Genomic DNA, 21,141 nt, shown 5'->3' on the forward strand with positions numbered 1-21,141 from the left:
AAAGCCGGCCTTCCCAAAGAGGTCAAAGAGACCGGACGGACAGGCGTTTCTCGAACTCTTGATCCGTCTTCTCTCGAATTTCGTGACGTACCTCTTCTTGGTCAGATTCAATCCCGAACTCGTCCTCAAACGAATCGAATCCTAGCGTCGTCAGAATATCCAGCAGGAGCTCGATTCGTCGATCCTGCAGCGTCTCATACGTCCAGAAGGAATTGAAATACGCCACTACATCGGCGTCCACATTCGAAACATCACCGCCATCGTGTTGCTCACGAAGTTTGTCGAGGAGTTCGCGGTCGACGTTGCCATATTCGGCCGTGAAATACCGATTGGGGTAGATACTCGCGAACCCGTCGATCTCAGAGTAGTACTGCGTCATCTTCTCGGCGAGTGGTCGGTTGCTCGCTCCGATATTGTCGGTATCACGGAGCAGGAGGAAGTTCCCGATATCGTCGATGAACCCCTGCGTGATGAACTCTGAGATGTTGTCTTTGAGTCGCTCCTCCTCTTCGTCGAGATCAGAGCGCTGCACCAGCTCGATATAGCGCTCGATCTCTGACGCAATCTCGATATCCGGCTCCGAATTGAGTTTGAAAAACTCGCGAAGCCAAGTAGGGTCTTCTGGGTCGCTGACGGGAGTCTGCGGAAGGACGTGTTCGAGATGGATGTTCCCCATATTCAAGTCTCGCTCGACGGCATGACTACCGTCGTCGAAGTGATCCTGGGCGATCTTCCCGAAGAGCAGTCGCGCCGTTCCAGTACTCCAAGACTGAGTCTGAACAATCGTATCGATGAACCGGTCACCGAAAAGCGTCGGCGTAGAGGAACGCATCTCGGTAATGAGGTAATCTCGAGAGGCCTCGTACACACTAGCTGGGGCGGCGTCGGCGGTTGGTGCGAGGTTGAACTCCTCAACAGCCTCAATGAAGACCTCGCTGAAAATATTCGGTCGTTCGGAAATGAGGAGGCGTCGAAGATTGAGTTTCTCGATGGTCTCTAATACGCGATAGAACTGTGCTGCATCCCGTTCCGATTCAGGATTGGTGTGATAATAAAGCGCCAGGACGAACGGACGCCACTGGTCCATCTGTTGGTTATTGAGGCGAACAAGAATTTCCCGACACTGCTCTCGGTGACTGGCCAGGTCTAGGTCCTCAGCGGCGAGCTCTGTGGTTGTGATATCTTGATAGTAGCCGACGAGGTCGTGCGCGTAGTCGAGGAAGGCCTTCGCTTCGTCAAGATTCCGGAGGCGCGGGACGACATCCGAATCGATGTTCCGCGTGTCGAAGGCGTTGGTCAGTTCGGCGCTCGCGTCACCGATCCTGTCGATGCCATCGTCAACGATACTCAGATAGATCGAGAGGTAGTCGTCGATGGCATCACCATCGGTCGCAAACGCCACCACAATGTCTTCCCACTTGTCGACGTACTCGTCTTTCACGTCGGTATCGAAGAAGGCGTTCACGACTGCGGCCCTGATACGGTCGATCTTCGTCAGATCGACGCCACGGTCATTCAAAATCTCGAAGATCTGCATTCGGAAGTCCGATTCCGCTTCTCGAATCAGGTACTCCCCGACGTGGTAGGAGTTATAGACGTAATTGAGGATATTCACGAGCGCTCGCACGGTCTCGTCCGGCGTCTCGGCGTCTTCGACGACATCGCTAATCTTCCGGTCGTAGAACTCGTAGGCCTTCAACAGCCGCCGGTGTGAGCGGTATAGTTTGAAAAACGCTCCCGACGAGAGTGAGTCAGTATCTAAATCCGCGAGTTCATCGTCCGTGGTGCCGAACCGGCCCAGACACTCCGAGACTTGCACTGCGTCGCTGTTGTTCCCGTGAATGCTGAAATCGGCTTCATTCTTGAGGTAATCCACCTGGGCGGACGGCCCCATTATCAGGGCTTTGAAGAATTCAGCGTCGTGTTTGTTCAGGGTGAGCCGGGGTTCACGTTTCCCGAACGACTCCTCGACATAGAGGATATCGGTGATTCGCCCGATCCCGTAGTCCCGGAACTCTGCCAGAGTATCGTCCTCGATAGAATCTGTATCGATGTCCTCGAGGTGCTCCATAAGGACGCGCAACAGCAGGTGTGTTGTCGTTAGCCGCTGTTGGCCGTCGATGACCTCGTATACCTGTTTGTCGTCGTTGACCGCGAAGTACATCGAGCTGAAGAACACGTCAGATACCTCGCGTCGGTCAGCGACCAGGTCGGCATTAACGAACTGCTCGATATCCGACCAAAACTGTTCGTGGTGGATGTTCTTCCAGGAGTACAGTCGCTGGTACTCCGGGACGTTGAACTTCTGATCGGTGAGAACCTCCCCCAGAGTCCGTTTCTCCATCTCGAAGTTCTCGGCCGTAATCGGACGAACTACTTTGCTGTCACCGACATTTCGAGTATCGAGATCTCTGCCATCGTAGTCGATGTATTTATCATACAAATCGTCAGCCTCGTCCGACATTATTGACTGCTGTTTGTAGCCCTTCCATTTACCGTTGTGGGCGGCTTTTCGGGCTGAGCGAGGTCAACCCAGAAGGTTCGCGAGTTCGTGGAGGCTTTCTTTGAGATTACGGTTGAACTCAGTTGAGACGGTGATAAACTCGCCGTCGTCGCTGTTCTCCTTGTACTTACCCAACGAAAGAGCGAGTTCCCCGCTTGGGGTTGCAACGAGCTTGAAGATAACCGAAGTGCTCTGCAACCCGGTTTCCAGCCACGCCTTTTCGATATCTGCCCATTCACCAGCGGAGGTATCTGCTGAATCCACCTCGTAGGCCATGCTGTGAACCTTACCCCGGTTTCGGGAGTGTTCAGTCTGAACCGGGGCGAGAACGTGTTCAGTGCCGCGAACCTGCTTCCCGAGTTGAAGCATCGTCCGCCCATCAGGCGTCTCGGTGAGTTTGAACCACTTCTGGTACGGGTCATACGAGGCACTCAACCACCAGAATCCGAGATCGTTCCAGTCCGATTGGCCTCCCTGATCGAACTTCCCGTACTCCCATGCTCTACGAAGACCCTCGCTGTGTTCAGCTAAATATTCTCGCGGCAGGACGACATCTATCGAGGGATTAGCTGGCTTTGGTTGTCGTAACCAGTAGACGATACCGTGATAGCCGTCGCTGAAATCGTGTTGGACCGCGTGAGGCCAGGTCGACAGAATGCCAGAGAGATCGACGTTGAATCCGGAGAAATCCTCTTCTCCCAACCAGAGTACGCTGTATTCTGCAGCGAGATACTCAGCGGTTACTGCGTCGACATCCTTGTCCTCGTGTTTGTGCTGTACTTCGACGCCAATGCCACGGCCCTCAGGGAACCGAGGCTGGGGAAACTCTACGAGAATATCGGCACGCCGGTCACCCAGCTGCTGTTCTAGTCCTATGGTGGCGTCAGGATACTCAGTCGTGAGCTTCGAATACGCGATCGACTTCATCCGCAGATGGGGTGGAGATTCACCGCCACAGTCAGTCTCCTCTTCAGCAGCGTGGTAGAAATGCCGTGCAACGAACGACCCCTTCCGGCGATGGGAGTCTCGAATTTTCAATTGATCGCTGCACTTCGGGCACGCGAGGGAATCCCCTTTCTGCACCTGATTCGGAATGACCTCGGTACCGTCGTGGAGGGCCAAGAACGGCATACTAGAGTCGCAGATTAACACTCCATCTATAGAATAATACCCCTATTGCACCCTCACTTAGGAAGGGTTGCTGCTACGAGTTTCCCTACGGATTATATAACTGCCCTCGAAAACCGTGAGTATGTATATCGCGGCGTTGACGGAACCGGGGAAGCAGCACCACAATCGGTCAAACCATCTGGTATTCGTCTTATTAAACGCCGAGTCTCACGGTCTGACCCGAATCCAGCCGGAGCCATATACCTGCGACTGCGGTGAAAAATTGACTGCAGAGGTACTCGACGAAGGGGATGAGTCGAAGTCGTCCTGGCCGAATTGCAAATCATGGCGTAACGGGGGTCGAAAGAAGTGCCCCACGTGTGACGAATACCCCTCCATCGGTCGCGATCAACACATCCGCGCTCGAGGGTACGAACCGACACCGAAAGACGATATCAAGAACGTTACACAGCATCAGCGGGAAGAAGCACTCGAAGAACACGATGGACAGTGTATCGCGTGTAGTAACGAAGCGGAGTATGTGAAGCGGATGGTGCCGCCGAGGTACGGCGGCTCTCGGGAGCTGAAAAACCTCGCCCCACTCTGTGACCATCACTACGAGGATTATGGCCACATGTTCGCCGACCTACTACAGCCGGCAGAATGGTACCAGATTCATGGCATTTCGTGGCGTGACGTAGCCGAGTCGATGCGGGACCAGTATGCCGACCAAGGAGCTGATTCCTTCGTCGAGACGTTAGATGAACTTCTCGATCGCGGGCGACCTCAGAATCCCTATCCCTATATCGATGCCTGAGATTTCCGACTCATGCTGAGGCACAGTACGGGGATTCTATTCCAACAGGACTGAATCAGCCTTCAAGAATTTCCTCAACGGCTGGAATCAATTCAGACTGATAGCCAGCAGACGAGAGGAACTCCTGGATGTGCTCATACTCCTGCTCACCCTCAGGAGGGTTCTCAAGTAATAGTTCTTCGATTACTTGCTCACCGTCATCGCAAAGAGCTACAGATTGAGTGAGAGGAGTGTCCTCAAGTGGATCTCGTCGCTCATCAATCAGAATCGGCTGCCACCCACCCTGGTACTGGTATCTATAGAGGGTGATCGTGCGGACTGTATCATCGTCGGCGAAGAAGCTCGTTTGTTCGCATTTGCTGGCGACCGCTAACTTCCCGCTATCGAGATCTGCAGCAAAGTCCTCGAAACTGCGGAACTCAGCAGGGACCGGCCCATCGACGACGTGGGTGATAATTCCCGGCCAAGTATACCCGTAGACACGCTCAAAGAAGGTGATACCATTGTCGTCGGGAGAGTCAAATACGAGGAGAAGATCACCAAGTTGGAGTTCTGTGCCGTCTACGCTGATGTGCGAAGAATAGGGATATGCGTCGCCGTCGTCAAGAACGTCTATTTCGGGTTTTGACATTAATCTCACTTGATAGAGTCAGCTATTCCTGTGCTTTGTTTTCCACAGCTTCAATAACACTTGCCCGTGTTTCAGTATCGATTCGGGCAACTCCAACCCGAGAATAAACGTAGAGTTCCACCCTTGCTCTGAGCGAATCCAAATCAAGTTCATCAAGGACACTCTGAGGGACTCCTAATCCCCAAATCGAATCCTCGATCGCTTTTTCTATGAGATCGCTCCAAACCGGCTTTACAAATTCTTGAAATGCTGATTTTGTCAAGAGAAGAATTACGACGTCAGCCTCCTCTGTTTCTGTGAGTAAGAGAGACTGGGCATATTCACGTACCTGAGCTCGCTCGGAACTAGAAGAGAGTTCAGAGACCGACTGGGTTCCCTGAGAAACACCAAACTCGTCAGAGAGGATATAGAGATCTGTATCCGCGGAGTCTGATAGCTCCTGAACGAGCGAAGCTACAGGTCGAAATTGGCCCTTGTAATACTCTAACAAAGACTGTGCATCCTCGTCAACGGTATCTGCGGCCTCGGTAAATACGACTGCCTTCATACTCTTCTGCTTCTCAGCAACCATTCAAAAATCTACTTCGATACTAATTATTCAAGAAGAGGGAGTCTTACCACGATTAGCAAGGTACGTTTCACACCACGAGGCCAGTATCTCAGATTCAATACTACGTGAGGCCGTACCATCCGGACTCAGAGTCGTGATCCGACCATTAGTCACCCATCCACAGACCACCGGCTGATTTGTACTCCTATTACGGTGCTCAGTATGACGGTACAGTCGTTCGGATTCATCACTCGTTCCAATGAGCCGTTCGACAAGTTGAGCGAGAATCGAATTACCCGGAGCGAGATACTGAACTGACGGATATGAATCCGCACATTCTCCTGAGAAGGTCACCGCGACTTCATCCTCACCGGGGGCAATCACTTGTCCGAGAGTCTGTTCCCCTAGAGATTCCGGTGCGTCGATTTCAGTCTTGGAGAACGAAAGTCGGTATGTACTCTCCTCAAACTCAAAGTCATCGAACTCGGTGATAGAATCTAAATCTAACGCAGAAACAGCAGTAAATTCGACGTTAGAATCACGGAGGGTAGTATTTTCAACGAGTACGTTTTGAAGACTTTCTGTGCGATACGGCTTCGGAAACGCGTAGTCGTCTTCGACGACTTCCGAGATATCTGGATGATTGTACGATTGCCAAGCGCCGAGTTTCGCCTCATCGATGACATCCTGTTCCACCAGGGAATCAACCGACTCAAGCGACTCGCCGACATCGACTCGTCCGCCTTGCTCTTGTTCCTCCATCTTCTCGGAAATTTCTCTATCAGCTTCTTCGACCACTTGCTGACTTTCACCTGGATCGGCGTTCAAAGTGGCATTGCGAATCTGGCTACTGACGCCCGAAAGAATCGGTTGCATCTCACCGACCACGTTCTCGAATAGTCCTATTCGGTCGTCTAGACGATCGTAGATGTCGGTCTCAACCGTATCCTCGTAGCTGTAATTAAGAATTCTGACCTCGTCGAACCGCTGGCCGATACGGTCGATTCGCCCAATTCTCTGCTCTACCCGCATCGGATTCCAGGGCAAGTCGTAGTTGATGAGAGCTCCACATTCTTGCAGGTTCAGACCCTCACTAGCGGAGTCGGTGCACACGAGGATATCCACCTGTCCATCGTCCTGCGAAAACTCTCTCTTTACACGCTCCTTCCCGACAGTTTTCCAGGACTCCGACTCGGTATCGTACAGCTCCCCACCACGTCCAGAGTAGGTGGCAATCGTTGAGCCGAGAAGGTCTACAAGACTCTCTCGAATGAAGTCCATCGTGTCTGCGTACTGCGTAAAGACGATTACTCGGTTGTGCCCAGCACGGTCGAGTTCGTCGAGATCCTCATACAACTGCTGGATTTTGGGGTCAGTGTCAATTCGGTCGAGGTCGGCGACGAACTCCTCTAGCGCCTCGATTTCTTCCTCGATGAGTTGCTTTCCTTCCTCAGTCACGCTCGGTATGAGTTCGGAGAGGTCCAGTTCATCGCTGCTTGCGTCGAGTTCGTCTAGGACATCACCGTCCTCGAGGTCTGCATCTTGGAGCGTCTCGAGGACAATCTGTTCCGCCTCTCCGTAGTCGCGCTCTCGGGCACGCTCACGACCTGCCAACACCGTGCGTTGTGCTCTGAGGGTTTCGAGGCGATGTCTCAGGCTCTGACTGATAGCGTAGACACTCGACGTGAGACGTTGTCGATACGTCGTCATCACGAATCCGATAGCCCGAGTTTGCGCCTCGTCTGTCTGTTGGGCCCGTTTGTAGAACTCGCGCGTGTATTCGTCGATCTGATCGTAGACCGCCCTAGTTTCGTCGGTGAGCTCTATTTTCCGCTGTTCGGGATTCCGATCCGGGACAGTCGTATCGAGGAGGCCGACCGCCTCGTACTTGCGGAGGGTATCGCGAGTATTCCGGTGGATAAGAGCGTCTACCGGAGTCGATTCCGAGAGGACATCTCGAACGACTCGCCATCCTCCCGGGGAAAGTTCATCTAACGCATCCTGACGGTCGCTACGGGATGCCATCAACCACTCATCGGCATTCTCTGGATAGAGGAGTCGCTTGAGCTTGGTATCCTCGCTCGCTTCAAACCGGTCGATATCGTACTCCCCCATTGCATCGTCGACGAACTCGACATAGTCGTCGTAGGCATCTCCGTAGACTCGTGCGAGCCGACAGGCGGTTAGTACGCGTTCTTTAGCGATTGCCCGGTCCTGGCCGTCTGTATTAATCTCCAGTCCGTCTGCGAGGTGCTGGAACACCTTCGAGGAGAACGGTCGATCTGTCGAAAGCTGGTCTTGGTGCTCTAATCCATCGAGTGTGGCCTGAGTATGCCAGGAGGAGTCCGCTTCTTCATCCTCTGAATCAGGATCGTCGAGTAGCCCATTTAGCGCCTGGGATAGACCGTCTCTCGTTTCGAAAAACTCGACGAAGGTGTCCCGGTTATCCCATCCTTCGGGGAGATCCAACAGCTGCATCAGGTCATAGAGTTCGCCTGCGTGGAGCTGCATCGGCGTTGCAGTCAGAAGGTAGTACGACTGGGTATAGTCGCGCAACTGCTCGAGAAGGGCATAGAAATTACTCCCGCGCCTCGCATTGTGAGCCTCGTCAACGATGACGGCGTCCCATACCCCCATGCGGTCCTCAGCATCGTGATCTCGACCGCGACAACTCGCGGGAATCACATCTCTCGTCCGAGTTGATGCCCGGTCTAATGGCGCGACCTGGTCCCACCGGTCGTCGAGGCGTGCCGTATGCCAGGACATGATCACGACCGTTGGAGCATCAAGTGGAGACGATGCCTCCGTGCCTGGCGACTGCCGCTCATACAGGAACCGCCAAATTGGGCTGGCCGACCACTCTGTGTCGCCGTCGAGGTCGAGAGTAGACACAGACGGCGGGTAGTGGTCGCGACCGTGGACATCCCGAAAGACGTGTTCACCTGCCGTGTCCCGATCGAAGCGATAGGCGTTGATATTGAACTTCTCCCAGAGCTCTTCTTGCCACTGGCGCTGGAGACTCGCCGGGACGAGCAGCAGTCCAGTCTCGAGTTCCTGGGTGAGGCCCAGTCGAGATAGCGTCAGCCCCGCCTCGATTGTCTTCCCCAGCCCCACTTCGTCACACAGCAGGAAGCTCTGAGGGTACGTGTTTACCAGGGTGTCTGAGACGACTCGCTGGTGGGGCCACGGGGTAATCGTACTCGCTTCCTCGGCAAGTGCGAGCCCACCCGGTGTGAGCGGTCCATCCCGGATAATATGCGCCTTGTCACGCTCCGTCGGTGGCGCCGTTCCGTTCGCGATTTGAAGCGCTTCCTGGAGGTCGCTGTCGGTGTCGGGAGCCTTCCAGTCGATAATGTCCTGTTCGATTGCGTCGGGGAGATCGTACACTTCGACGAAGGGGTGTTCGTCTGTCCACAATCGCTCGAAGGTCTCTTCGTCGCCGTCGACGTAATCCGCCTGCTCGGGCACCCACGAACGGTGAACTTTGAATCGTTCGTAGTTGCGAGCCCAGCCACCAACGGTCTCGTTGACGCTCCCCTCGAAAGAGATCGTGTTCCCGTCGCTATCGTGGAAGAGTCCGACTTTCGGATGGAAGATCTCCCAGTCATGGGATGGGGAACGAGGGTATGCGACCTTGATATGGATACGACCCTCTCTGAGGAGGCGAGCGAGAATGCGGAGATTCGCATCCAGGCGTTCGTCGTCAAGGTCCTCAAGATTTTCTTCGAGGCGGTCGCTAAGCGCCTCAAGTACCGGGCGATCTGACTCGTAGAGTTCGGTGCCGACAATCAACCGCATTTCCCCGTCGTTTTCGACAAGGGCATGAATGCCGTTCGCAGCAGCTGCAAGCGCTGTACTTGAAAAATAGCCAGCGATCCGATCGTACTGTCGACTCCGCTCCAGTGCGGGCTCGTAGAAGTCCTTGACTAGGTGAGCACGTCCCTTCTCGGGCTTGCTCTCGTAGATGGACTGCCACTCTCGATCCTGTAGATTAGTCATAATTTGAGGAATTTCGAATTATGTGTGGTCACCTAGTTCACTCTGTTCAAGCGCGCCCTCTTTGGCTTTCGCGAAGTCGGTCGGAGTGAACTCGAGACCAAGCGCGTCGTGGGTTCGACCCAAGGCAAGATCACGAGCTGCCTCCCACTCGGAGGTGTTCCGGGGAAGAACCTGTAGCAGAGCCTTCAACGTAGCTTTGAACGCTGCGTCCGTGTCGAAGTTCCGCTCCTTGAGCCAGTCAATCGCCACGTCCTCACCCTGTTTCTCGTAGATGTGCATCGCTGCGTGAACGGCATCAAGAGCGATTGTATAAGACAACGCATCGGGATCAACAGGTGTCCGATTAGACCTCTCTTCGGGGGGAAGCGTGATATCTTGGACCCTATCGTCGTGAGTCTTCAGCTGAATATCGCCTCGTTTCTTCCCCCAGATTTTCGTGGAACGCTTGATGTCATCTATATCAACTCCGATGCCCAATCCAAGCTGACGTCCATCGTCGTAATGGAAGGTATCTGACTCATGCACCAGCCATGAAAGAATATACCATTCTGTGATATCATCTAAATTGTCCAGTCGCTCACCCTCAAGATATTCTTCAACGAGGACCCGCGTAACAGCTTCACGTGCTTCTTCGAGTGCCCGACGAGGGGGAACTTCTTGATCTTGATCGTCTACAACAGGATATGCATCAGCGTAGACTTTGAGAGTTGGGCCGAAGGCTGAGATAATTACGTCAGTCTTGGTTAACGAAAGACCCGCGTCAAGAAGATCCCGCGCCGCTTCTTTTGCGACCTCGCGGGTATCAGCGCGAACATCACTCCAGAGCGTGGGTATGGCTTCATCATTTTGCTCATCCGCATCAACAGGCTTCCTTCCTGTGAGAAGGAGCGTACTATCTGCTGAACCTCCACCACGAGTGTCGGTCCTCTGAGGCATCTCGCTAGTAATTGGGTGAGTAGAGGTTACAGTAAATCCAGATCTGATAAGGGATTTCGTTAGTGTATCCCAGGCACTGGATTCCTTATGGGTGAACATGACGGTCATCACACCACCAGGTTCAATTATCCGATAGAGTTCTTGAAATATTCCAGCCATTTTATCCTCATAATCCTCCGCGGCAAAGTCAGACTTCGACTTAGATTTTGATGCAACTTCATCATATTCGGCAACGTTAGCGACTGCTTCATCTGTTTTGTTGGTTAGGTCTGAGGAAAACATATCAGGAAAGAGGCTCCCAACGTACTCCTTTAACCAAACATAACACATATCAGATAATTCAGAATAGATTATGCTATCATAGTACGGGGGATCAATAACTACAGCCTGTATACTATTATCATCAAGAGAAAGATCTGCAGCATCTCCAGTTAGAACTTCCGAGCGAGAGGGGTCAACTCCATCAAGATACGATACAATCTCCTCATAGGAATTGGCAACGCGATCCAGAATCGTGCGATAGCGCTGGTTGCCTGTAGAAAGGTTATTTTCAACGAATGCCCACTGCAGAGTGAAGTGCTTGCCACCTAGTGCGTCACCAGGATACCCCTTACTGGTATCTAAAGGTGAAAACCGTGTATTTCGATCTACTGCCTTACTGGCCGCCAATGAAAGAATCGTTAGAAGAGCCTCAGCCCTTCGTTCATCGTATCGAGAGTGAATTTGTTCTTTGCACTGATTAAATGCCTGAAGGTATTCGTAATGAGTAATCAGCTGGATTGGAGTGAACGCCTCCCGCCATTCCTTGACACCATATGGGCCAGCCCGATCCTCGTCTCCAATATACCGATTTTCGGAAATCAGGCTGTTTAGAGCGAAATCTGATTCAACCCTCTCGACAGCCTCTTGATGGGCCTGCCGATCTCCCTCGGTGGGAGCCCTCCAACCTCCATTTCCTCCGTCCTCAGCATATTTCACCCCATATATTTCAATTTCATATTCGCCTTCATAGAACATATTTTGAATTGTATCGGCCTCTAGAACGACCCCGCATCTCAGGCACTCTGCCCCACTCCGAGTTTTGGGTCCATTCTGGGGATTAAATTCAGATTTAGAAATATCGTCGGGGAGGGAAACACATTTGTAATCAATACGATCAGAGCCGTCGGAGAGAACAGGTTTTGCGGCAATTCCTTTTGAGGAGGAAGACTTCTTTAGCCACCATTTCTTGACTAATGGGATGTTGCAGGCACACTCAGGGCAAGTCACAGTATAGGTACACGCATAGTGAGATGGTCGTTGGCGATCATTTGCGCTGGGAAAGTATTGTGACAAATTGTCAGATGCAATAGTATCTATCTTATCGCCCCACTGTTTAAGTTCAGAATTTAATGATCCTACTTCGGGAGCGTACTCGTTCATTGCCTTAAGCATGAGAGAGGGAATTGGATTCAGTTCGTTGGCAATAGTGGGGAGGTCATATCGGAGAGACTCAAATGGGATTACGCCCCCTCCCGCTGTAGGGTCCATCACTGTAGGCAAATCTCCATCCCAAAAATCCCTGAGAAGTTCATGGATTTCGTCTCGCTGACTTTCCGTAGGAGATCGGGTGAATGGACGTGGATACCCGTAGTGATCTTCGAGGGTACCTTTTCTCGAATCTTCACTACTCTTCCTATCAGCGACGTATGACGATATATCTACATTACCATTCACATCAGAGGGTCCGATCTGAATCCATCGAAGGAGTTCGTTTGCCTCAACTCCCTCCGGTAGTATTGAAGCGAGTACAGCTAGTCTCGAAGCTGGCGTAGGTCGCCGGGCAAACCATGGATGCAGGTAACGGTGAGGGGGCATATGCTGAGGATTAGCCTCCTTCAAATTCTCGATACCAACAGCCTTCAGAGGTAGCGTACCCTCGATTGCCACACGTTTCAGCTCCGAATCGCCATCCTTGCTTTCTGGGTTTTGACTCATAATTGGATCACTCGATATGGTTTGTCAGCAGCACTCGAAGTGCTTTTTCTCCGTTCGGACTCGACGGTGAGCGACATTTTGCATACCAGTAGTAGCACTCCTCGCTACTCATTCGAGCCACGCCTCGGGCCAGCGAACGCATCCGGTCGATTCTTTGGATGGGTTTTACTCCACGAAATGCCACCGCGAGGCGTATACCAGCAGACTCGGGAAGGAACACGAATCCGTTCCCCCCTCGAAGCACCTCATCTGTCTTCCCTGGTGTGTCCTCGATTGCTTCGCGGACAACATCCTGCAGAGCGCGAACACGAGTCGGGTCAAGTCGGGCGACCTTTGCCCCGGCCCATTCGTCCCACGTCCAGCCCTCAGACTTCGATTGGAGATTATCACCAGACACGTCTATGAGCAACTCCTTGACCGGAGTGATACTCAACGACCGGCCACCTCGTTCTAAACGGTCACGGCGGGCCTCAGCCTGCTCACAGGGGAGGAGTTCATGGAGGGTCCACTCTCCGCCACTATCCGTCTCCTGACGGACGAGAGTGAACGTCGGCCGGCCACCAAACATACTCGTTCCGTAACGCACCAACCTGTCCTCCTCTGTCGTCCTCGGTGGCGGGGATTCGACTCCCGAGCCGCTGCTGGCCATCAGATTGTCACCTCCGAACTGGCTCGAATCGGTCCGCGCCCTTCGACACGGACATCGATGTTGCCTGCATCAAGGTCGTTATCGAGAGCGGCAAGAAGGTCTCCGCGCTCATCGGTGATCGGCTCGGCCTCGTCGAACTGGAACCGGAACTGGATCGTCTCGCGAGCATCGCCGAACGACCCTGGTTGGTCGATTACGTCCCGAAATCGACTCGGTGACCCAGTAAACTCCGCGTTGTATGTCCCGTCGTCAGTCCGGGTTTCGTACTCCATTCGGACTGTCACCGCGTCTTCGCGAGCTTTGAATCCGGGGCGTTGGCTGACGAACTTAGCTGCTTGGAAGGGGTCGTCACCGCCGACCTGGATAGTCACTTCCTCGAGGAGAGGTGTTCGGTCAGTCCCAGCCTTCGACTCAGCATCGCGACGGACTTCCGAGAACGCCCGTGAGGCGGACATCATCTTTTTGCTCGCCTCCCAGGACTCGTCGGGTTGGCAGTCCTCACAGCGGCCACTAGCGTCCAGCAACCGCTCGCTGGTGACTTCCTTCCCGCACGAACTGCATGTCGTCTCGGACTGGTGTTCCTCACAGTAGTAGGGTTCGCTGCCTTCTGGGTTTTCAACCTCCGTGCCGCACTCGGCACAGGTGGGGATAGTCCGTTCGGGCCGTTCGATCTCGTCCAGATGATCCTTGACGAGGGCATCGATATCCAAATAGACGAGGAACGCATCGCCAATCTGGACATCGCTGTCACGAATCGAGGTCTCGACATCAGGCGAATCCGCCAGCTGCTCAGGGTGAGGCCAGGAGCCAGGGTCTGTGGACCCTGTCCAGTAGACCGTTCCAGACTCTCCATCCCAGTATGCGTACCCGTGATCCTCGACGAGAGACTCGACTGTCTCTCGAATCGGCTTCGTACTAAAGAGGTAGTCCAGGCCAGGTTTCTTTGCGTACTGGTTGACCAGCGCTTCGGTGGACATCGAGTCCTGCGTCTGCTGCCACAACTTCTGTTTAATGTGGTGGACACCTCGAGCGCCGGCGTCTCGTTTGATTACCTTTCCTTCGAGAGTCGTTTGCACCGCATCGACCAACGTGGTCCCGCCGTTGGACTCTGTGGCGCTTATTGTGAGGTGGGTCAGTCCATCCTCATCAGGATAGTATAGGTGTCGGTAGACGTTGCGGACGAGTTCACCCAGCATCAACTGGGCCTCGTCGCTCCGTTCCCGAAGCTCCTCAATCTGCTCGGAGGACAAGTCCGCTTTCTGTTCGGGGCTATCGAGTAGGGCCTCGATAGCCTCGAGACGCCTAGCCTCTTCGATTGCAGCCTCCTTTCGGTCAGCATCCGGGGCGAGGAACAGGGCGTAATTCTTGTAGATACGCGTCTCGGTCTCGCCGTCGTGCTTTGCAGCCTTCTGCTCGTAGAGCTGAGTAACCTTCCCAGGGGGTGTCTCGCCACCATCTTCGACGGCAGCCGTATCTGGGTGCATCACGGCTAATTTGGGCGCGTCGGGCGTGTCCGGCAAATCAGCCGGTGATTCGGGGAATTCGACGGGCTGAAACCCACCACTGCCAACTTCCTTCGAGAGGAGGCGGTTCTCGAACCGGGAGTGAGCACTGGCTTCGGGCGTTGAGTCGATCCGCTGGTCGATGATGCGAATAAGATTCGGTTCCTGTTTGAACCGAATTCGCTCCTCCTCGTAGAGATAGTAGCAGGCGACATCCATATCGTCCCCTCGGAGTGCCGAAAGGGCAGCATCGTAATCATCGAAGTTCAGATCTGGATGGCCAATTGCGAGGTTGAGATCAGCGTGAGTGAGGCCAGCGGCCTGTTCACCGTACGCCAAGCTGTGCCAGAGTACCGTTGTCGTCAGATGCGTTCCAAGCGGAGGCAGGCCATTTTCGGTCCACTTCCGATCCTCAAGCTGCGCGTGTGCCGTACCATCGTCGTCGTAGATGTCGGCAGTCACCGCCGGACCGAGGTCCACGAAGTCGAAGAGCCGCTCGCGAAGGATCGTCTGAATACCTCCACCGGGATCATCATCAGCCACCGTAAGGTCATAGATTCGGATCCAATGACGATCGTAGCTGTCGGGCTGGTGGTTCCACAGGTAATAGACAGCTCGGGCAAGCAGGCGCAGGGCGTCGCGAGTCCGCTGGAACCGCGGAATTGTATCGATCTTATCTGTTAACGCATTTATCAGCGAGGGGTGGAACGGGTACTCGCGGGCAAGCACATCCACGTAGCTGGCGTCAGTAGCTTCCTGCGGATACTGTCGCCCCCCCTGGTCATAGAACTGGAAGTACGATTCAGCGGCTTCCCGTGCAGTTTCATCCGGGACCTGACTAAACAGGCGATGTTGGAGCACCTGTCCAATCTCATTTTCGTCAGTCGGGGTGACCGTCTTGTGCTGCCGACGGCCGATTTCGTTGACCTCCTCAATATGGTCACGGACGCCATCACGAACCCGGTCCGCCTGGTCGCCAAACGCCGTATCCGCGATGGAGTATACGACTGTAACGTGCTCCGATTCGGCAGCCGCTTCGAGGAGCGCCATCACGAACGAAAGCGTCTGATCGGCTAGCGTCTTGTCGCCGACAGGCGTGCCCGCGGCTTTGTTCATGTAGTCGGCGATTTCGTCAATCAGAATGAGAGCCGGCTGGTCGTACTGAGCGAAAAGTTTCGAGAGCGTCCCCTCACCAGGTGCGGCCTGGTCTTGATCGTAGTCCTTGAGATACTCGTAGCCCTCGAGGCCGTAGAGTTGGTACGCGAGCTCCCCCCACATCGTCCGAGTGTTCGGAGCATTCGGATCATCGTCGGAATGGCGGGCATCCTTGCTATCAGCCTTCGTTCCGATGAACACTCCCGTCGCTATATCGAGGCCCTCAGCTACCGCATTCTGATAGTCAGTCGCAAGTTCCTCATCACCGTCCAGCAGGTAGTTCGAGAGATTGTCAATATTGGAAGGATTCTCAGCAAGATGGTAAGAGGCAATGAGGTCGTGCGTTTTCCCACCACCAAATCTCGTGTCGAGACAGAGAATACTCGAAGTATATGATCCTGGGTCGTACTCTGTCGTCGCCAAGAAACGCCCCGTGAGATTGGAGAGCAACGTACGGAGCCCCTCCGTGGGGTAGGTCATATCATAGAATGAGTCGGGGTCCCGATATACTGGTGCTGCCTTCTCAGGGTTGTGGACGACGGTCGAAAGTTTCGCAGCGAACTGTTCTTCCTGAAGTGAGCCGTCCAAGACATCGTCCCTGGGCTGACAACTCTCGAACAGAGAGGGGTACCCGCTACTCATCGGTTTTCTCCGTCGATGATGATTCAGCGTCTGGTTTGGACACGATCACGAACTCATCCTCTGAACTGTTCTCGATAATCGCTTTGGCGATCCCCTTCGACTCGGCGACATCAACCTTGATGGCGTCTCCAACCTCCGCACTGAACTTATCGAGTTCAGGTCCCGACAAATTCACCCGACCCGATTGACCGGTGTTCTGTCCAATTGTCTTCTGAGTCATCTGGATAGTCACATCACCTAACGGGAATATTATAACCTTTACTTAGTCTAAGTTCCCAATTCGGGTATGTTAGTTCTTCTATGGCACCTCCCCCCACCACCCCCTGAATACTAAGTGACTGGGGCAAATCGGTCTACTCACAATGCAGATTAATCGCGGTCCTCGCGACCACCGATACGGAACGTACTGGGGTCGTATTCCGGATTGTATGCCGAGGCACGTCCCATTAGCAGATCTCGGGGACTTCTCTGTCCCCCGTAAAGAGGGGGAACCACCCTCTAGGGAAGCGTTCCCCTATCCAGTAGTCCCGGTCACCGACCAATACCAGTTACATCTGTTTCCGGCACCTGACCATATCCGGCCGATGCTGGTTCGGCTCACTGATGGTGAAGTACTCACTGATGGTCACGAACCGTACGGATTCTGGTTGACCGTCGATGGGATTGCCGAAGCTCGAGAGACACTCATCGCACAGGCAGAGAACTATACGAACCAGACGGCACCTCAAGAGCTCGAAACTGCCCTTCAAGACGCACTCGCCACGGATGAACTGCTACACGACATCTTCTCAGAGCAGCTCACCGAGAAGCTCCGTCCACCGACCGTTCGTTGGCTTCGTGACCGTACCAAGTCTGTAAGCGCAGACACTGTCGAATACACCGGTGGAGCGTACGTCAAAACGGAGTGGACCATCGAGTTGGAGCCTGAATCAAATAGGGGAGAGCGCTCCCCACGGACGCTCGAATTCCATACCGATGACCTCATTCAGCAGGATTCGCAACGGTTCACGGTGGATTACCGGCAGGTCTTCCGCCAGCAAATTCGATGCTCGAACACCTGGTGGATGGATCTCAGCAGATACTGGATTACCTCGGCAACGGTCGAAGATATTGTAGACGACGATTATCCCACAGAAAATGAGTCTGCATTTTCTCTCCGCCAATCTGGGAAGGCAAAGTACCACCTCGTACGGAATGAAACTGGGGCGACCGTCTGTGGTCATGAAGCCCGTTCAGGCGACACTCGACAATTCTCCCCAGATACGCTCCCGATGCCAGCAACACTCTGCAATCATTGTTCCAGAGAAGTCAAACGACACCTGATTCCCAGGGCATAATATCAATCCGGGATGGACCGCTGATTTTGAACAGCTGAACGCGATGGAATCATGCGGTCCTCAACACTGTTTAAATCGGGGAAGAAGCGGTACAGCACCGGGATATTTGACGTTCCAGTCGTGGTATCTTCGTATGAGTGTCCCCGATCTTGACCCGATACGAGAGTCTCTTGATGCCAGAATCGAGGAGCTGGAAGAGAAGCAAAAACGAGAGGAAAAGCGGCACGAAGGAGATGGAAGTACACCCGCGGTCTGGGACAAGGTGGAACCGAAAATTCGGCGAGAAGTCGTGGAGGACTGCCAGGAAGATCTTGATGGCGTAGAGGAACAAGACGAGCTTCTCCGCATATTGGCTGAATGGCGCCGTAACGAAAACCGAGAGTGGGAATTCAACAGGAACAGTTCCACGATAGAGAACGAGCGAAACAGCATCAAGAAGGCTGAAATCCGAATCTGGAACGAGGATCTCATAGAACTGATTCCCGAGTCCGAATTCAAGACCTGCGGAATCTGTGAGTCTTTTCAAATGCCAAAAAGCGACCGACGCAAGAGTCGAGAATTTGTATGGGAATGTCCTGACTGCTTCTAGTCTGAGCGCACGAACATCTATTATGCTGACAACAAGAAGGAAACTATGGGCGCATCTGATTGGGCTGGCAGGATGTGTATGCGGTTAGAAGAGGAGTTTGACATAAGCGATGACCGGGCCCTCCGTATCACGACACTCGTTCGACTACTCCGAGGAGAAGGATATGAGGCTGTCTTTGGTGAGTACGGAAGCGAGCGACACCAGAGACTCCAAGAGCAGCTGATCGACGAACTCGATAAGTCACTCCTCGAGCAGTCCGGCAATACGATCGAAGAACGCTGGAATAACTTGATGGATGAGCTGGACTGTCAAAGCCGCGCCGATAACGGAGTATATCTCATCGCCTGGAGTGAACACGAAGCCGACGACTGGCAAAATCCCGGTGTAACGAGTTCCCGCCCGTGACCTGATTCCGGAAATTCCGGAAACCTTCGATTTTCGCGAACAGAAATCGCGTTACCGCGCCAGGATTCAGTTATCGCCAAGAGGGCTAAATGGAGTATTTCCGGAAGCAACCCGGTCACGTTTTTAGTATTAGCCAGAGAACCCTTCGATCAAGCAACTATGATCCGCGATGCTCGCGTTCTCCGCGCCGGGTTCGTCCCTCGAGAAGTTGAGCATCGCGACGCCGAAGTCAACCATCTCTCTAGTGTCCTCGAGCCGATCACGAACGGTGAGCCTGCCGACACCGCCATCGTCACCGGCCCCAGCGGAACCGGAAAGACATGCATCTCACAATTCGTTACTGAACGGCTGCGAGAAGAGGTTCTCGACGTCGAGGCCACCTACGTCAATTGTTGGCGCAACTACACTCGGTTCCGTACCCTGTACCAGATTCTCGACGATATCGGCGCGACGATTGACATCCATCGGCAGTCGACGCCGCACGACGAACTCGTCGACCGCCTCCAACAGCACGACGGCCCACGAACCGTCGTCATCCTCGACGAGGTCGACCAGCTGGAAGATCCCAGCGTCATCTACGATCTCCACAGCCTCCCGCAGTTCGCGATCATCTGCATCGCAAACAAGGAAGAGGAGCTGTTCAGCCGCGTCGACGACCGCCTCGTGAGTCGGCTGCGCTCCAGCGAACACGTGCGGATGAAGCAGTACCACGACAAGCAGCTGTACGACATCCTGCGTGCTCGGGCGAAGTGGGGGCTCGACGAGAACGTCATCACCGACGACCAGCTCTACCGGATCGCCGACGCAGCCGCCGGCGACGCCCGCCTCGCAATCGGCATCCTCCGAACGGCCGCTGGCAAGGCCGATCGCGAGAATCACGAGCGCATCACCGACGACATCCTCCTGAACGCCGCCGAGGATGCCCGTGCTCAGATTAAGCAGAAGAGTCTCGATTCACTCACTCCCCACCAGCGGGTCGTCTACGACATCGTTCGCGAGCACGGCCCAGTCGGGCCGAGCGAAATCCACGAGCACTACACCGGAGAAGTCGATGACCCACGAACGAAACGGACGGTCCGGTCCTACCTTTCGAAGATGGCCCAGTACAATCTCCTCAAGGCCAAGGGCGCGAGCCGGGATCGAGAATACGCGATCATTGAGTCACCGCCTGTTGCAACAACCACTTAAAATGTTCCAGAACATCGATACACTATGACCACGCTTCCCACACTGTTCGAAACCTTCCTGTCAGAGATCCGCCCGCAGGACGAGCACAATGATGCCTACAAGGAGGGCCACCAAACCCTCCGCGATCACTTGCAGACTGACGAGGACATCGACGAGTTCTACGTTGCAGACTTTCTACAGGGGAGCTACCGTCGGTGGACGGCACTGAGACCTCAGGAAGACGAGAAATCTGACGTTGACGTCGTCTTTGTCTCTGATCTCAGTAGTGACCTTGATACCGACGTAGCGCTGGAGAAATGCGAACCGTTCCTGAAGGAACACTATGAGGGGCAGTGGGAACCGAATGCCCACTCCTACAAAATCGAGGAAGATAAGGTGGAAATCGATCTCGTCCTGACAGCGGCACCCAGCGAGTCAACACGTGAAGCCATCAAATCACTGGGTTCACTGGACGTGGGGACAGCCCTGACTCCGGACGACCTTTCAACGGTGGCTAAGGCCCTCAATATCTCAGCAGATGGTGACGACGAGTGGAAGGACGAACCGCTCAAGATCCCACATCGAGATGAGAACGAGTGGGAGAATACCCATCCGCTCGCGACTATCGCCTTCACTGTAAATAAGAACGATATCACGGATGGTCACTACGTGAACGTCGTCAAGGCCATCAAATGGTGGCGGCGAACGAAGACACCCGAGGTCGAAGGACCGACAAGCTATCCCCTCGAGCACATCGTTGGCCAGTGCTGTCCTGACGATATCAACAGCGTCGCCGAGGGCGTGACAAGGACGCTCGAAGAACTCACACGGCAGTTCAAAACCGAGGCAATGGCTGAGGAAACCCCTACCCTGCCTGCTCACGGTCTCCCGATAACCTCCGAAAATGACGTCCTCAAACAGATCGACGGGAAAGATTTCGCGGAGTTCTACGATGAGGCAGAGGGTGCCGCAGAACTCGCGCGGACAGCACTGGATGAGGAGGACAAAGAAACATCGAGGGAGTACTGGTACCAGCTCTTCGGTGAGCAATTCCCTCCGTTCGGAAGTGACGACGATTCTGACGAGGGAGGGGAGAAAGCCATGTCAGTAGGGTCGTCCTCAAAGGTAGAGGATCCATCGGATCACCAGTTCGCCGAGTCGGACAGCTGATG

Annotated in this window: 15 protein-coding genes; 6 read left to right on the forward strand and 9 right to left on the reverse strand. The window is 54.0% G+C overall.

The annotated features are described in order from the left end of the window. Positions 1-22: 22 nt before the first annotated feature. Together NBT67_RS17065 and NBT67_RS17070 are read right to left on the reverse strand one after the other, a co-directional pair. Entirely contained in the window at positions 23-2,464 is a 2,442-nt protein-coding gene (locus NBT67_RS17065) for a DUF262 domain-containing protein (protein WP_251344655.1), read from the reverse strand. 63 nt (positions 2,465-2,527) lie between these two features. Next, on the reverse strand, positions 2,528-3,634 hold the full coding sequence (locus NBT67_RS17070; protein WP_251344656.1) for a competence protein CoiA family protein: 1,107 nt from the start codon (positions 3,632-3,634) through the stop codon (positions 2,528-2,530). 121 nt (positions 3,635-3,755) lie between these two features. On the opposite strand from NBT67_RS17070, the gene NBT67_RS17075 reads away from it, so the two are divergent. Beyond that, on the forward strand, positions 3,756-4,430 hold the full coding sequence (locus tag NBT67_RS17075; protein ID WP_251344657.1) for a hypothetical protein: 675 nt from the start codon (positions 3,756-3,758) through the stop codon (positions 4,428-4,430). A gap of 55 nt (positions 4,431-4,485) precedes the next feature. Here NBT67_RS17075 and NBT67_RS17080 read toward each other — a convergent pair whose 3' ends face one another. The 7 genes from NBT67_RS17080 to NBT67_RS17105 are packed head-to-tail and all read right to left on the reverse strand — an operon-like array spanning position 4,486 to position 16,691. Further along, complete coding sequence (locus tag NBT67_RS17080; protein WP_251344658.1) at positions 4,486-5,061, reverse strand: hypothetical protein; 576 nt, start codon at positions 5,059-5,061, stop codon at positions 4,486-4,488. A gap of 22 nt (positions 5,062-5,083) precedes the next feature. Further along, positions 5,084-5,608 carry a hypothetical protein gene (locus NBT67_RS17085; RefSeq protein ID WP_251344659.1) on the reverse strand — a complete coding sequence of 175 codons (525 nt, stop codon included), beginning with the start codon at positions 5,606-5,608 and terminating at the stop codon, positions 5,084-5,086. A 51-nt stretch (positions 5,609-5,659) separates the two neighbouring features. Then, positions 5,660-9,610, reverse strand: coding sequence for a helicase-related protein (locus NBT67_RS17090; RefSeq protein ID WP_251344660.1), 3,951 nt, complete (start codon positions 9,608-9,610; stop codon positions 5,660-5,662). Between the two features lie 18 nt (positions 9,611-9,628). After that, on the reverse strand, positions 9,629-12,523 hold the full coding sequence (locus NBT67_RS17095; protein ID WP_251344661.1) for a DUF1156 domain-containing protein: 2,895 nt from the start codon (positions 12,521-12,523) through the stop codon (positions 9,629-9,631). 7 nt (positions 12,524-12,530) lie between these two features. After that, on the reverse strand, positions 12,531-13,172 hold the full coding sequence (locus tag NBT67_RS18230) for a DUF7680 family protein (protein WP_425498951.1): 642 nt from the start codon (positions 13,170-13,172) through the stop codon (positions 12,531-12,533). Then, positions 13,172-16,471 carry an ATP-binding protein gene (locus NBT67_RS17100; RefSeq protein ID WP_251344662.1) on the reverse strand — a complete coding sequence of 1,100 codons (3,300 nt, stop codon included), beginning with the start codon at positions 16,469-16,471 and terminating at the stop codon, positions 13,172-13,174. The genes NBT67_RS18230 and NBT67_RS17100 overlap by 1 nt, the downstream gene beginning before the upstream one ends. Further along, complete coding sequence (locus tag NBT67_RS17105) at positions 16,464-16,691, reverse strand: hypothetical protein (RefSeq protein WP_251344663.1); 228 nt, start codon at positions 16,689-16,691, stop codon at positions 16,464-16,466. Before NBT67_RS17105 ends, NBT67_RS17100 begins: the two co-directional genes overlap by 8 nt. Before the next feature lie 208 nt (positions 16,692-16,899). Here NBT67_RS17105 and NBT67_RS17110 point away from each other — a divergent pair, with 208 nt between their 5' ends. The 5 genes from NBT67_RS17110 (at position 16,900) to NBT67_RS17130 (ending at position 21,139) form a co-directional block, all read left to right on the forward strand. Then, positions 16,900-17,808, forward strand: a complete 909-nt coding sequence (locus tag NBT67_RS17110; protein ID WP_251344664.1) for a hypothetical protein — start codon at positions 16,900-16,902, stop codon at positions 17,806-17,808. 133 nt (positions 17,809-17,941) lie between these two features. Next, a complete protein-coding gene (locus NBT67_RS17115; RefSeq protein ID WP_251344665.1) occupies positions 17,942-18,397 on the forward strand; it encodes a hypothetical protein in 456 nt (151 codons plus the stop codon). Positions 18,398-18,442: 45 nt separating this feature from the next. Further along, positions 18,443-18,802, forward strand: a complete 360-nt coding sequence (locus NBT67_RS17120; RefSeq protein WP_251344666.1) for a hypothetical protein — start codon at positions 18,443-18,445, stop codon at positions 18,800-18,802. A gap of 159 nt (positions 18,803-18,961) precedes the next feature. Further along, entirely contained in the window at positions 18,962-19,990 is a 1,029-nt protein-coding gene (locus tag NBT67_RS17125) for a Cdc6/Cdc18 family protein (protein WP_251344667.1), read from the forward strand. A gap of 24 nt (positions 19,991-20,014) precedes the next feature. Next, on the forward strand, positions 20,015-21,139 hold the full coding sequence (locus NBT67_RS17130; RefSeq protein ID WP_251344668.1) for an SMODS domain-containing nucleotidyltransferase: 1,125 nt from the start codon (positions 20,015-20,017) through the stop codon (positions 21,137-21,139). Positions 21,140-21,141: the final 2 nt, after the last annotated feature.

Origin of the sequence: Haloplanus sp. GDY1 (assembly GCF_023703775.1) — an archaeon.
GTDB lineage: Archaea > Halobacteriota > Halobacteria > Halobacteriales > Haloferacaceae > Haloplanus > Haloplanus halophilus.